The organism is Amphritea opalescens, from assembly GCF_003957515.1.
Lineage (GTDB): Bacteria > Pseudomonadota > Gammaproteobacteria > Pseudomonadales > Balneatricaceae > Amphritea > Amphritea opalescens.
In genome coordinates this window covers 24,857-38,767 of record NZ_RQXW01000007.1, presented here as the reverse complement: position 1 = coordinate 38,767, position 13,911 = coordinate 24,857, and the positions used below count along the sequence as shown (strand labels likewise).

11 protein-coding genes are annotated in these 13,911 nt (G+C 49.5%); 9 read left to right on the top strand and 2 right to left on the bottom strand.

Annotated features, from left to right (window positions below; genetic code table 11):
• Positions 1-27: 27 nt before the first annotated feature.
• Positions 28-1,251 carry a L,D-transpeptidase family protein gene (locus EH243_RS09205; protein ID WP_126158366.1) on the bottom strand — a complete coding sequence of 408 codons (1,224 nt, stop codon included), beginning with the start codon at positions 1,249-1,251 and terminating at the stop codon, positions 28-30.
• A gap of 568 nt (positions 1,252-1,819) precedes the next feature.
• On the opposite strand from EH243_RS09205, the gene EH243_RS09200 reads away from it, so the two are divergent.
• The 7 genes from EH243_RS09200 (at position 1,820) to EH243_RS09170 (ending at position 10,981) form a co-directional block, all read left to right on the top strand.
• Positions 1,820-2,857 (top strand): Leu/Phe/Val dehydrogenase, encoded by a 1,038-nt coding sequence (locus tag EH243_RS09200; protein WP_126158365.1) that lies wholly within the window; start codon positions 1,820-1,822, stop codon positions 2,855-2,857.
• A 20-nt stretch (positions 2,858-2,877) separates the two neighbouring features.
• Entirely contained in the window at positions 2,878-3,966 is a 1,089-nt protein-coding gene (gene pdhA / locus EH243_RS09195; protein WP_126158364.1) for a pyruvate dehydrogenase (acetyl-transferring) E1 component subunit alpha, read from the top strand.
• A complete protein-coding gene (locus EH243_RS09190) occupies positions 3,959-4,939 on the top strand; it encodes an alpha-ketoacid dehydrogenase subunit beta (protein ID WP_126158363.1) in 981 nt (326 codons plus the stop codon). Before pdhA ends, EH243_RS09190 begins: the two co-directional genes overlap by 8 nt.
• Positions 4,936-6,051: a dihydrolipoamide acetyltransferase family protein gene (locus EH243_RS09185; protein ID WP_126158362.1), complete on the top strand. Its 1,116-nt coding sequence runs from the start codon at positions 4,936-4,938 to the stop codon at positions 6,049-6,051. The genes EH243_RS09190 and EH243_RS09185 overlap by 4 nt, the downstream gene beginning before the upstream one ends.
• A gap of 178 nt (positions 6,052-6,229) precedes the next feature.
• Positions 6,230-8,152: a PrkA family serine protein kinase gene (locus EH243_RS09180; RefSeq protein WP_126158361.1), complete on the top strand. Its 1,923-nt coding sequence runs from the start codon at positions 6,230-6,232 to the stop codon at positions 8,150-8,152.
• A gap of 35 nt (positions 8,153-8,187) precedes the next feature.
• The gene (locus EH243_RS09175; protein ID WP_126158360.1) at positions 8,188-9,459 is read left to right on the top strand and encodes a YeaH/YhbH family protein; all 1,272 of its coding nucleotides are present in this window, start codon (positions 8,188-8,190) and stop codon (positions 9,457-9,459) included.
• A 4-nt stretch (positions 9,460-9,463) separates the two neighbouring features.
• On the top strand, positions 9,464-10,981 hold the full coding sequence (locus EH243_RS09170) for a SpoVR family protein (RefSeq protein WP_126158359.1): 1,518 nt from the start codon (positions 9,464-9,466) through the stop codon (positions 10,979-10,981).
• 56 nt (positions 10,982-11,037) lie between these two features.
• On the opposite strand, the gene EH243_RS09165 is transcribed toward EH243_RS09170, so the two are convergent.
• Positions 11,038-11,403 carry a histidine triad nucleotide-binding protein gene (locus tag EH243_RS09165; protein ID WP_126158358.1) on the bottom strand — a complete coding sequence of 122 codons (366 nt, stop codon included), beginning with the start codon at positions 11,401-11,403 and terminating at the stop codon, positions 11,038-11,040.
• A 361-nt stretch (positions 11,404-11,764) separates the two neighbouring features.
• On the opposite strand from EH243_RS09165, the gene EH243_RS09160 reads away from it, so the two are divergent.
• The gene (locus EH243_RS09160) at positions 11,765-12,709 is read left to right on the top strand and encodes a bifunctional enoyl-CoA hydratase/phosphate acetyltransferase (RefSeq protein WP_126158357.1); all 945 of its coding nucleotides are present in this window, start codon (positions 11,765-11,767) and stop codon (positions 12,707-12,709) included.
• Positions 12,706-13,908: an acetate/propionate family kinase gene (locus EH243_RS09155; protein ID WP_126158356.1), complete on the top strand. Its 1,203-nt coding sequence runs from the start codon at positions 12,706-12,708 to the stop codon at positions 13,906-13,908. Before EH243_RS09160 ends, EH243_RS09155 begins: the two co-directional genes overlap by 4 nt.
• The last annotated feature ends 3 nt before the right edge of the window (positions 13,909-13,911 follow it).

Sequence of the window (13,911 nt, the reverse complement as noted above, 5' to 3'; positions counted from 1 at the left end):
TGGAATACGAACCTAGGGAATACGAACCTAGGGTTTACCCTTCTGAGGGTCTCCCTCATAGGCGATACGCCATTGACCACCTTCATTAACCCAATACTGGCGTTTAAGGCCGCTGCCGCTGTAATTGTCACTTTTATAATCTTGCGTAAAGGTCGCCACAAACATATTCGGATTATCAGGGTGCTGATAGATACTCAGATTATGAATACCCACATCAATAAATGACTTACTACCATTCACCCGACGTTTATGCTCAGCAAAACGGTTGAATCCCATTTTACCGTTATTGAACTGTTCTGAGTAATGGGACAGATAGGTATCGGTATCCAGACTTTCCCAATCTTTGCGCCAGCTATCAACCACCTCAATGAAGGCTTTCTGCTTTTGCTGCCAGCTCTGCGGATCAATCCAATCAAAGTGCGTACCAATCAATACCGGTGTGTCGGTAAAATCGACGATCTGATCCAGCTCAGTAAAATGATTATTACTCAGTGAGAGACAGCCTTCACTCGCCTGCGGTGCACGACTAAAGGTATCTTTAGGCGAACCATGCACCCAGATACCGCTACCCGTATTGCCTAGCCGTTGATCCCAAGCATTAGGATAATTGATCGGCAACGCGCCAGAACCATAACGGGGCGGTAGTTGATCGTCGGTGAGCCGTCCAGTGGTAAAATACACACCCAGTGGCGTTTTAAGATCACCACGCTTACGTTTATCAACACCCCCACGACCATAAGAGACATAATAGTCTTTGATCAACTGCGGCGTACCATGGTTGTTTTTAAACAGATATAAACGCGACAAGCTGGTATCGATAACAATCACATGCTGCTGTTTTGGTGACATCTGCAGCAAACTACTAGGAATCGTGCCTGGTGCTGGCTTATAACGATCGACACTCATCCGCGCGCGCGCTTCTGAAATCAGCCCCTGTAAGGTTTTCTTATCACTCTGCCCATTATTACCCACAGCACTGAGTGTTCCACCTTGAGCCGCCATTAGGTCTGCATAGATCAATTGAGCCAACCTAAAATCTGGCTGCTCTTTGATCAACGTACGCAATTTATCCATTGCGCCTGTCATCTGATTTTGTTGAAGATCACCTAAACTTGCGAGAAGCAGGCTCTCCTGATCCATATTCAGATGATCTGTATCGGCCTGCAGCCCCAACGGCAGCAAACCACAGATAGATACCAGCACTGCTCTTCTAAGCGGCTTTAGCAGATATATAACAGGCAGGTTTTTCATAACTCAGACTAGCAACCTTTAACACTGAAAAAATTTAACATTAACAGAATTATACCGATAAAGTCGGCTTTTGCAGCTGTATTCCACCTCACAGAAGGCATTATATCTAGCCAGCGACCATCTAAATCTAAGTTTAACGCTCATTTACAGATAAACACCCTGTTTTAGTGATTTTTTATAGATTTTAGCCACTGTTAACGGCATTACCACTTTAGGTAGCAAGCTTTCTGTTTTATTCAAGCCGCAATTTTTTTATAAAAAAATATCACGCTAAGACTCCAGCCGCAGCTTCCCCCTTATATCTCACGGCAATCCCTTGCCATCACAGCATTTAATGCGCTGCAGAAAAAGACCTCATTAGGCCATATAACGGCGTAAAACTATTTTCTGAACCGATCAGCGAGCTGAACTTTCCGCCAACCTGTGCTATCCAAAAGGTATAGCAAAGTCATCAATCGATCCAAAAAATCGCTTATGACAGACAAGAGATAGTGGATAACCCCTCTCTCTACAAGACATTAATACCAAGGTAGTGCCAACGTTTGAAACGCGTACGGAGGATCCCGTCATGTTTAGACAGATGGACAGTACCGGCCTACAGGATCTGCATTTCTGGCAAGATTCCGCGTCCGGTTTACAAGCCATAATCGCCATCCATGATACTTTTCGTGGCCCAGCCATCGGTGGCTGTCGCTTTATTCCCTATCCTAGCACGGCAGCGGCCATCACTGACGCTATTCGGCTAGCCAAAGGCATGAGCTATAAATCAGCCCTCGCCGACCTACCTCACGGTGGCGGCAAGGCGGTGATTTTAAAACCCGCTAAGCTTTATCACCCTGAGCAATTGATGCAAAGCTTTGGTCGCTTTGTCGATAGTCTAGGCGGACGCTACATTACCGCCATGGACAGCGGCACTCAGACCACCGACATGGATAATATTGCCACCCAGACCCCATTTGTAACCTGCACTCAAACAATGGGAGACCCTTCGCCCTCAACGGCAAAAGGGGTGTTTGAAGGGATTCGCGCCAGCGCTAAGTTCCGCTTTGGTTCCCCAGACTTAAATCATATCCATATCGCCCTTCAGGGCCTTGGGCATGTTGGTTATGCGCTTGCAAAGCTGCTCCACGCAGCCGGCGCTCGGCTCACCGTGACCGATATCGATCCCGATAAAGTCGCGCAAGCCGTCACTGAGTTTGCAGCAACCGCTGTCGCTGAAGACGAAATCTACGATGTCGTTGCCGATATATTTTGCCCCTGCGGACTCGGCGCTATTATCAACCCCGACACAGTTGATCGCTTCAAATGCGCAATAATAGCCGGCTCAGCCAATAACCAGCTGTCGGATAACCATCAGGGCGAAATGCTCTATCGTCGCGGCATCCTCTACGCCCCAGATTACCTGATTAATGCCGGCGGGCTTATCTTTGTCGCCCTGCATCACAGCGGACAGAAAGAGACCGTGATTCAGCAAAAAGTCACCCAGATTTATGCGTCACTCAGCGAGCTTTATCAACACGCCGAGGCTGATAAACAGCCCACCAGCCATATCGCCGACATCCGCGCTGAGATGATCATTCGTCAAGCCCGCTTAGCAGCGCAATAGCCCGTATAAGGAGACTCTCGATGGAAACTATCTATCAGGCTCAAATCAATTTCAGCCGCTTTCTTTCCGCCAGCGGCCAAGCAGAACAACCACTACCTAGCTGGACAGAACAGCCGGACACCTTAGTCAGTTACTACCGCAATATGGTGCTAGCACGGCAGTTGGACAATAAGATTATCGCCCTACAACGTACCGGACAGATGGGCACTTATGCGTCGCTTTTAGGCGCCGAAGCAATCGAAGTCGTGCTAGGTGAACGCATGCAACCCAATGATGTGCTAGTACCCTACTACCGTAACCATGCATTACAGATGCTACGTGGACTATCAATGGAAGACCTGCTGAGTTATTGGGGCGGTGATGAACGGGGTAATGCCGCCGCAGCGATGGGAGAGGATTTTCCTAACGCGGTGCCGATCGCCACACAGGCGCTACATGCGACCGGTGTGGCAACCGCCATGAAGATACGTGGCGAAAAACGCGCGGTCGTCACCGTCTGCGGTGATGGTGCAACCTCTAAAGGCGATTTTATGGAAGCGCTGAATGTCGCCGGCGCATGGCAACTCCCCGTTGTCTTTATGGTTAATAATAACCAGTGGGCGATCTCCGTACCCCGATCCTTACAGTGCGGCGCACCGACATTGGCCCAGAAGGCGATCGGCGCGGGTATCCGTGGTGAGCAGGTTGACGGTAATGATGTGATAGCACTGCACGAATCGGTCAGCAACGCCCTGCAACACGCGAGAGAAGGCAAAGGTGCCACCTTAATCGAGGCCATCAGCTATCGCCTGTCAGATCACACCACCGCCGATGATGCTACCCGTTACCGCAACAATGAGGAGTTAAAAGCCGCGTGGGAACGGGAGCCGATTAAGCGTCTACAGACCTTTCTCCATCAAAAAGGGTGGTGGGACGAAGTTCAGGAAAGCGCATGGCAAAACGAGGTTGCTCAGTTAATCCAACAGGGGATAGAGCGTTATCTGCAACAAGAAAATCCGCCGGTGGAACACCTGATCGATTTTCTCTATGCAGAGCTACCCGCAGCCTTACAAGAACAACGCGCGCGCTTGATCCGCAACGCACAGCCGGGAGGAAGCCATCATGAATAAGATGACCATGGTTGAAGCGATAAATCTCGCCTTGAAATCCGCAATGCGTCAAGACGACTCAGTCATCATCCTCGGAGAAGATGTCGGTGTTAACGGTGGTGTCTTTCGGGCTACCGTTGGCCTGCGGGACGAGTTTGGCCTTAAACGCGTCTTAGATACCCCATTGGCCGAAACAATGATAGCGGGCCTCTCCGTCGGCATGGCATCTCAAGGGCTCAAACCCGTGGCAGAGATACAATTTATGGGTTTTATACTGCCAACGATGGAGCACCTCATCGGCCACGCCGCGCGATTACGTCACCGTACCCGTGGACGGCTCCACTGTCCGATGGTGCTGCGTGTGCCTTTTGGCGGCGGTATCCATGCACCGGAGCACCATTCAGAGAGCACCGAAGCGCTGTTTGCCCAGATTCCCGGACTCAGAGTGGTGATCCCCTCCTCGCCGGCCCGCGCCTATGGGTTGCTGTTAGCCGCTATTCGTAACCCCGATCCGGTACTCTTTATGGAGCCCAAAAGGATCTATCGACTCAATGCTCAACCGGTCGAAGACAGTGGTCAGGCTCTCCCTTTGGATACCTGCTATACCCTACGAGAAGGCAACGATATCACCCTCATCAGCTGGGGCGCGATGATCAAAGAAACCCTCGAAGCCGCCGATCATCTCGCCCAACAAGGGGTCAGTTGCGAAGTAATCGATGTTGTCACACTCAATCCCATTGACCATGAAACGATGCTCGCCTCCGTGGCAAAAACCGGCCGTTGCGTCATTATCCACGAAGCGCCGAAAAGCTGCGCTGTCGGTGCAGAGATATCCGCTACCCTCGCCGAACGCGGCCTCGTTAATCTACAAGCCCCCATAAACCGAGTAACCGGTTATGACACCGTCATGCCCTACTACCGCATGGAAAATCACTATATGCCGAATACCGCCGACATTCTTGAGGCGGTTAAAACCACACTGGAGTTCTCATGAAATATTTCAAGCTACCCGATCTTGGGGAAGGATTACCCGAAGCTGAAATTGTCGAGTGGATGATCAGCGAAGGTGACCTCGTCAAAACAGATCAAATATTAGTGACCGTTGAAACAGCAAAAGCAATCATTGAAATTCCCTCACCCCAGGATGGCGTGGTCGTTCACCTGTTTGGCCAAGCGGGTGAGACCATTCACACAGGCGAACCGTTATTGGAGTTTGCCGGCGAAGAGGATGACAGTGGTACCGTGGTCGGAGAGTTAAAACGAGCATCCGATAACGGCTCGGCGGATCATTTTTTTATCGGCGCCGCGCCTAGTACCCAAGCCTATCGTCAAACAATGACACCCGCCGTTCGCTCATTGGCCCAGCGCCTCGATGTTGCCACCGACCATGTACACGGCAGCGGTCAAGATGGCCAACTCACGGTTAATGATATCGAACGGCTGGCAAAAACGGATCAAACCCATGGCAAAGCTGAACCATTACGGGGCGTCCGCAAACAGATGGCTCGAAATATGGCACTAGCCCATGCTCAGGTCGTCCCCGTGACACTTTGTGAAGATGTGGATATCCACTCTTGGGCCACCACTGAAGATATCACTATTCGGCTGATACATGCGGTTGCCGCGGGCTGCAAAGCGGAACCGACGCTGAACAGCTGGTTCGATGGCCAGCAATTGGCACGAAGAATGCTGGATCAAATTAACCTAGGCGTGGCCGTGGATACCGCTCAGGGTCTGTTTGTGCCGGTGCTGAGAGATATCGGCAACCGGAAGCTGGAGGATATTCGTCAGGGGTTAAATCGGCTCAGGGAGGATGTCATAAACCGCACGATCCCACCGGCTGAACTTCAGGGTGCCAGTATAACCTTGAGTAATTTCGGCACCATTGCCGGACGTTATGCCAGCCCGATTGTTGTCCCCCCCAGCGTGGCCATTTTAGGCGCGGGTGTCATTCGAGAACAGGTTGTTCCCGTCGCTAATCAGGTGGTGATACATCGCATGATGCCGCTGTCTCTCACCTTTGATCACCGGGCGGCAACCGGAGGAGAAGCAGCAAGGTTTTTACGTGCTGTAATAGACGATTTAGCCAAAGAATCAATTAGTTAATAAAAAAACAATTCACCACAACGAGGATAAAAAAATCATAGATTTTCTACCAGCTAGTTCTCCATGAACTAGACTTATACTCAGTATCAGTGTGAGTAGGTGATCTAAGACCACAACCAGTTTCGGGCTATTTGCGACGTTAGCCTAACCGGGTCAGACTATAGCAGGAAGGTGGCATATGAGTATTTTTGAACGATATAAAGCGCGTTACGACTCCAAACAGGAAGAGGAATACTCCCTACAGGAGTACCTCGAGATTTGTAAGAATGATCCATTGGCCTATGCCAGTGCCTCAGAGCGTTTACTGGCGGCTATCGGCGAGCCCGAGCTGATCGATACCTCTCGGGATCCACAGTTGAGTCGTATTTTTTCTAACAAAATGATCCGCCGCTACCCCGCTTTCTATGAGTTCTACGGCATGGAAAATGCCATCGAGCAGATTGTCGATTACTTTAAACATGCTGCTCAAGGGCTCGAAGAACGTAAACAGATCCTCTATTTGCTCGGGCCGGTCGGGGGCGGTAAATCATCACTCGCCGAACGCCTAAAAGCCCTGATGGAGCATACCCCCTTCTATGCCATTAAAGGCTCACCGATTCATGAATCCCCCTTAGGGTTATTTAACCCACTCGAGGACGGCGCTATCCTCGAAGAGGAGTACAATATTCCGCTGCGCTATATCAAAGGCTTGATGTCCCCATGGGCGGTTAAACGTCTGCATGAGTTTGGCGGGGATATTTCCCAGTTCCGCGTGGTTAAACTCTACCCCTCGATTCTTAATCAAATTGCTGTCGCCAAAACAGAGCCCGGCGATGAAAACAATCAGGATATCTCTAGTCTCGTGGGTAAAGTGGATATTCGTATGCTCGAAGAGTTTCCGCAACACGACCCCGATGCCTATAGTTTCTCCGGTGCACTCTGCCATGCGAACCAGGGCATGATGGAATTTGTCGAGATGTTCAAAGCCCCCATCAAGGTTCTTCATCCATTACTCACCGCGACACAGGAAGGTAACTACAACAGTACGGAAGGCATGGCCGCTATTCCTTTTGATGGCATCATTATGGCCCACTCCAATGAGTCTGAGTGGCAGACCTTCAAAAATAACAAAACCAACGAAGCCTTTATCGACCGTGTTTATATTGTCAAAGTCCCTTACTGTATGCGGGTGTCGGAAGAGGTAAAAATCTACCAGAAACTGCTGGAAAACAGTTCACTTGCCCAGTCGCCCTGCGCGCCTGACACGCTCAATATGTTGGCGCAGTTTACCGTACTGTCCCGACTCAAAGAGCCAGAAAACTCTAATATCTATTCAAAAATGCGGATCTACAACGGTGAAAACCTAAAAGACACCGACCCCAAAGCCAAATCGATGCAGGAATATAAGGACAATGCTGGTGTTGATGAGGGGATGGAGGGTATCTCGACGCGGTTTGCCTTTAAGATTCTCTCCAAGGTATTCAACTTCGATTCCACCGAGATCGCCGCCAATCCGGTTCATCTGATGTATGTGCTTGAACAACAGATCGAACAGCAACAGTTTCCGCAGGAAACCCATGACAAACTGATCGGCTATCTCAAAGAGTATATCTCGCCCAAATATATCGAATATCTCGGCAAAGAGATTCAAACCGCCTATCTGGAATCCTACTCTGAATACGGCCAAAACATCTTTGATCGTTACGTCACCTATGCTGATTTCTGGATTCAAGATCAGGAATACCGCGACCCCGATACCGGCGATATACTCAATCGTCAGGCGATTAGTGAAGAGCTCGAAAAAATCGAGAAGCCGGCGGGCATCAGTAACCCGAAAGACTTCCGTCACGAGATCGTCAACTTTGTGTTACGGGCACGCGCAGAAAACGACGGCAAAAACCCCGCGTGGAACAGCTACGAGAAGATGCGTACCGTGATTGAGAAGAAGATGTTCTCTAACACCGAGGACCTTCTACCGGTCATCTCCTTTAACCCCAAGGCCTCCACTGAAGATCAAAACAAGCACAGTGAATTTGTTAAGCGGATGACCGAGCGCGGTTATACCGAGAAACAGGTTCGGTTGCTATCAGAGTGGTACATCAGGGTGCGTAAATCCCAATAAGGGGCTTACCTAAGTCGTGACTAGGAGAGCGTTGTATGAGCTATATCATCGACCGTCGCCTCAACGCGAAGAAAAAAAGCACCGTCAATCGGCAGCGCTTTCTTCGCCGCTATAAGAAACATATTAAGCGAGCCGTTGAAGACGCGGTAAACACCCGCAGCATCCGTGATATTGATCAAGGTGGGGAAGTCAGCATACCCAGCAAGGATATTTCCGAGCCGCTCTTTCACCATGGCAGTGGCGGTATTCGCCAACGGGTGCTCCCCGGCAATCAAGAGTTCGTGGTGGGCGATGAAATTAAACGCCCCGAAGGCGGTGGCGGCGGTACAGGTCAGGGGCAGGCTAGCAATCAGGGGGAAGGCGAAGATGAATTCACCTTCCAGATCAATCAAGAAGAGTTTCTCGATTTCATGTTTGAGGATCTCGAACTGCCCAACATGATCAAAAAACAGCTGCGCGACGCCACCAGCTTTGAGGTTCGCCGCGCGGGTTTCACCAGTGTCGGCTCTCCCGACAAACTCAATGTTATACGCTCACTGCGGGCGGCCAATGCCCGTCGAATTGCGCTGTCAGGGAAAGAGCGTCGTAAAATCCGCGAACTAAAAAAAGAGATCAAACTTCTAGAGGGACAACTACCCAGTCAAGCGGTCGCCTTGAAAATTGTCGCCATCAATGAAGAGATTAAAGCCCTAAATCTACACATTAAACGGCTGCCCTTTATTGATGAATTTGATCTGAAGTATAACAACCTCATCCGCACTCCGGTCCCCAGCTCAAAAGCCGTCATGTTTTGTGTCATGGATGTGTCAGGCTCCATGACCCAATCCATCAAAGATATCGCTAAACGGTTTTTTATTCTGCTATATCTATTTTTAACCCGCAGTTATAAAAAAATAGAGGTGGTGTTTGTGCGCCACCATACCCATGCCAAGGAGGTCGATGAGGAGGAGTTTTTCTATTCCCGGGAAACCGGCGGCACCATCGTCTCTAGCGCTCTCAACCTCAGTGCAGAGATCATTAATGAACGTTACCCTCCTGGCGATTGGAATGTCTATGTAGCCCAGGCATCGGACGGTGATAACTGGGATGGTGATTCGCACCACTGTAGAGAAGTACTGGAACAACGCATTCTGCCACTGGTGCAATACTTTGCATATGTTGAAATCACCACCGGCCCCCATCAAAACCTATGGTTAGAATACGAGCAAATCAAAGAGAAATTTAACGATACCTTTGCGATGCAAACCATCCTTGAGCCATCCGATATCTATCCTGTCTTCCGTAAACTGTTTGAAAAAAAGGAGTGATTCCATGAAACAGCGAAAGCCGATTTCCACTGGGTCAGAATGGACCTTCGAACTCATTCAGCAATACGATCAGGAGATTGCCCGATTGGCTGAGCATTATGGGCTGGATACCTATCCCAATCAGATCGAAGTCATCACCTCTGAGCAGATGATGGATGCCTACTCGTCGGTAGGCATGCCGCTCAACTATAACCATTGGTCTTTCGGCAAACAGTTTGTCTCAACCGAACAGCAGTATAAAAGGGGGCAAATGGGGCTGGCCTATGAAATCGTTATCAACTCCGATCCCTGCATCGCTTATTTAATGGAAGAAAACACCATGACCATGCAGGCGCTGGTGATCGCCCATGCCTGCTATGGTCACAACTCCTTCTTTAAAGGTAACTATCTTTTTAAAACTTGGACCGATGCGTCGGCCATTATTGACTACCTACTGTTCGCCAAAAATTATATCGCCAAGTGCGAAGAGCGCCATGGGGTCGATGCGGTGGAACAGATGTTAGATTCTTGCCATGCATTGATGAACTATGGGGTTAACCGCTACCTCCGCCCTCAGCCCATCACCCCGGAAGAGGAAAAAAACCGACTCCTCGATCGTGAAGAGTATATTCAACGGCACCTCAATCAGATCTGGAACACGATTCCGAAAAAGGACGATGTGGTCAAAGAGAGTGCTCCCCGCTTTCCTAAAGACCCAGAAGAAAACCTGCTCTACTTTATTGAGAAAAACGCCCCATTACTCGAACCTTGGCAACGGGAAATAGTGCGTATTGTCCGTAAAATAGCTCAGTACTACTATCCCCAACGACAAACACAGGTCATGAATGAGGGCTGGGCCTGTTTCTGGCATTACACCCTCCTCAACCACCTGCATGATGAAGGATTGGTCACCGACGGGTTTATCATGGAATTCCTCCACTCCCACACCAGTGTTATCTATCAGCCGCCGTTCGATTCGCCCTATTTCAACGGCATCAACCCTTACGCGCTTGGGTACGGCATGATGCAGGATATCCGCCGTATCTGTGAACACCCCACCGATGAAGACCGCGAATGGTTTCCCGATATCGCCGGCAGTGATTGGCAGCAAACACTGCAACATGCCATGCGCAACTACAAGGACGAAAGCTTTATCCTACAATACCTATCCCCCCATATGATCCGCGAGTTAAAACTCTTTACCATCACCGATAACGCGGCGCTCAGCACGATGCAGATCAGCGCGATCCATAACGATGTCGGTTATCAAAAAGTACGGGAGGATCTAGCGGCCAGTTATAATATCGGCAATCGGGAGCCCAATATTCAGATCTACAACGTCGATATCAGAGGCGACCGCTCTCTTACTCTGCGCCACTATATGCACAACGAACAACCCTTAGCGCCCGACACCGATGAAGTGCTTAAACACCTCCACCGACTCTGGGGGTTCGATATCCATCTTGAATCGGTCTCTCCCGATGGCGACATTCTTAACCAGCTTCACTGCCCTGCTCAGATGGCTACCGATGCGGTTGCCTGATCCATGCCCTACACCATAAAAAAACCGCCAATCGGCGGTTTTGTCTTATCCGGCGATCATACCGGTGTTTTCAGCGTATCCTGATAAGGCGGCCAGCCCATTGGCTTACCACCGAGCAGATGTAGATGAATATGATAAACCGTCTGACCACCATGACTATTGCAGTTAAATACGGTGCGATAGCCGTCACTCGCAAAGCCCTGTTGCTCGGCTATCTTACTGGCAGCCATCACCATATGCCCGACCACTTCACAGTCTTCAGGCTCAATATCATTTAATGTTGCGATATGTTTACGGGGAATTATCAAGGCATGGGTCGGTGCCTGTGGATTGATATCATTGAAGGCGATCACATGATCATCTTCATAAATAATCTCCGCCGGAATCTCATTATTCACTATTTTACAAAATAGACAGTCCATTTCTCTCACCCTTCTCTCAAAAACCATTCACCGGATTACATCATCTGGACGGGATAGAGTTCAAGTTAAATTATCAACGACTGAACGATTGCTCAACAGTCTGCTGCTCCCACAGTATGGTTACTCTCCTACAACAAAAATCATTTTTCCGCACCTGCGTCATAGAAAAGACCCTAGCATTGGTTATAGAATCATTGTATTAGCTATTTCTCTTGTTGCACTGCATCATGAAAAATTCATACGCTTGTCATACGTTAAAGGACAAACGTACATAAACCAATTATATAATGACTATCGCGACAATCCTGCGTCTAGACCGTAGAAGCCCCGGAAATCAGGACTGAGCACTTGGAGTATTGCCATGATTCTTTCAGATAAGCCCCCCATTCATAATCAACTTGAATTCTTTATTGAAGAAGCCGTAAAAGCGCGCCCCGTCACCACCGCGGTGGTACATCCCGTCGAACACAACGGTTTGAGTGGCGCCATTGAAGCGGCTGAGCGGGGTTTGATTGTACCGATCCTGGTCGGCCCGTCCGCTAAAATCAAAGCCGCTGCCGATAAGTATGAGCTGAATATCGACGATTATGAACTGATCGATGTTGAACACAGCCATGCTGCCGCTGAAACCGCCGTGCGATTGATTCGTGAAGCCCGCGCAGAAACACTAATGAAAGGCGACTTAGGCACTTCCGAGCTACTGAGCGCCGTGATTCATAAAACCTTGGGGATTCGTACCGAGCGCCGCCTCAGTCATGTTTTTGTACTCGATGTGCCCAACTACCATAAGCCGTTGATGATCACCGACGCCGCCATCAATGTCACGCCGGACCTGCTCACCAAACAAGATATTGTGCAAAACGCCATAGACTTCTGTCATGCACTGGGTATTAAAGCACCTAAGGTCGCTATTCTCGCCGCAGTCGAAAAAGTAAAACCCTCGATGCAAAGCACCATTGATGCTGCAGCTTTATGCAAAATGTCAGACCGAGGCCAGATCACCGGCGGCATTCTAGACGGCCCGCTAGCCTTTGATAATGCCATCTCATTACAGGCGGCCATCGACAAACATATCTCATCTCCGGTATCCGGCGATGCTGATATTCTCTTGGCCCCCGACCTTGAAGCTGCCAATATGATCGCTAAACAGTTGATCTACTTAGCCGACGCTAAATCAGCAGGGATCGCTTTGGGCGCACGGGCTCCAATTATTCTCAACAGCCGCGCTGAAGGAACCCTCACACGCTTGGCGTCCTGCGCCCTAGCATCACATATGGTTCTGCATCCACAGGAGATAATAATATGAGTCTGATCTTAACCGTCAATGGCGGCTCCTCCAGTCTAAAATGCGCGCTATTTTTTCGTCATGATGATATTGCGGATAATCTCTATACGATTAAGTTAAGCAATATCCTCAACACCCCTGTCATGAAAGTTATGTCCTCTCAAGGAGAGCTATTAGAGCGACATCAGTTGGATATGACCGAGGTAGCCATCGATCACCGTCATCAATCCTGTCTTGATGAAGTGATACAATGGGTGCACAAAAACCTACCCGACAGTGATATCAAAGCCGTTGGTCATCGGGTAGTACATGGTGGTGAATTGTTCAGTGCGCCGGTGGTGGTTAACGACGAGATTATCAAGAACCTCGAAGACCTCATCCCATTAGCGCCACTTCATCAACCCTATAGTATTAAGCTGATCCGTGCCTGCCAGCACCTAAAACCCGATCTGCCGCAAATTCTCTGCTTTGACACCATGTTTCACACCCATCAGCCCGATGTAGAGCAGCATTACGCCATTCCTCGGAAATTCACCGAAGCGGGTATACATCGCTATGGTTTCCACGGTTTATCCTATGAATACATCCAGCACGCACTGAAAAAAATAGGCAATGGCGCCGAAAGCGGCAGAACCATTGTCTGTCACCTCGGTGCAGGTTCCAGTATGTGTGCCATTAAAGATGGACAATCGATCGCCTCATCGATGGGATTCTCTGCCGTAGAAGGCCTACCGATGGGCACCCGTACCGGTAATATTGATCCGGGTGTGTTGCTCTACCTGCAGCGCAACTATGGTATGGATACAGACCAACTGGAAAGCTTCATTTATAAAGACTGCGGCTGGTTGGGAGTTTCAGGTATCAGTTCTGATATGCAGGAACTGAAAAAATCAGATAAGCCCGAAGCCGAAGAAGCCATTGCCATGTTCGTCTATCGTGCCGCGCTGGAAATCGGTCGCCTAAGTGCTGCGCTACAGGGGTTGGATCAACTGGTGTTTACTGCCGGTGTTGGCGAGAACGATAGTTCATTGCGTCGACGGGTCTGCGATCAACTCGAATGGCTCGGCATTAAGCTGAACAAAAACGCTAACCAAGAAAGTGAAGCGATTATCAGCAAAGCGACTAGCCCCGTGGTTGTTCGGGTAATACCCACCAATGAAGAGGCGATGATCGCTCGGCATACTGAAAATATTTTAGCGGCCGCTGAAAGCGAAAACTGAGCA

Bases quoted from the DNA above. Each gene is read 5' to 3' on its own strand.
- pdhA (WP_126158364.1), top strand. From the start codon at position 2,878: ATGGAAACTATCTATCAGGCTCAAATCAATTTCAGCCGCTTTCTTTCC.
- EH243_RS09175 (WP_126158360.1), top strand. From the start codon at position 8,188: ATGAGCTATATCATCGACCGTCGCCTCAACGCGAAGAAAAAAAGCACC.
- EH243_RS09200 (WP_126158365.1), top strand. From the start codon at position 1,820: ATGTTTAGACAGATGGACAGTACCGGCCTACAGGATCTGCATTTCTGG.
- EH243_RS09180 (WP_126158361.1), top strand. From the start codon at position 6,230: ATGAGTATTTTTGAACGATATAAAGCGCGTTACGACTCCAAACAGGAA.
- EH243_RS09165 (WP_126158358.1), bottom strand. From the start codon at position 11,403: ATGGACTGTCTATTTTGTAAAATAGTGAATAATGAGATTCCGGCGGAG.
- EH243_RS09185 (WP_126158362.1), top strand. From the start codon at position 4,936: ATGAAATATTTCAAGCTACCCGATCTTGGGGAAGGATTACCCGAAGCT.
- EH243_RS09190 (WP_126158363.1), top strand. From the start codon at position 3,959: ATGAATAAGATGACCATGGTTGAAGCGATAAATCTCGCCTTGAAATCC.
- EH243_RS09205 (WP_126158366.1), bottom strand. From the start codon at position 1,251: ATGAAAAACCTGCCTGTTATATATCTGCTAAAGCCGCTTAGAAGAGCA.
- EH243_RS09160 (WP_126158357.1), top strand. From the start codon at position 11,765: ATGATTCTTTCAGATAAGCCCCCCATTCATAATCAACTTGAATTCTTT.
- EH243_RS09155 (WP_126158356.1), top strand. From the start codon at position 12,706: ATGAGTCTGATCTTAACCGTCAATGGCGGCTCCTCCAGTCTAAAATGC.
- EH243_RS09170 (WP_126158359.1), top strand. From the start codon at position 9,464: ATGAAACAGCGAAAGCCGATTTCCACTGGGTCAGAATGGACCTTCGAA.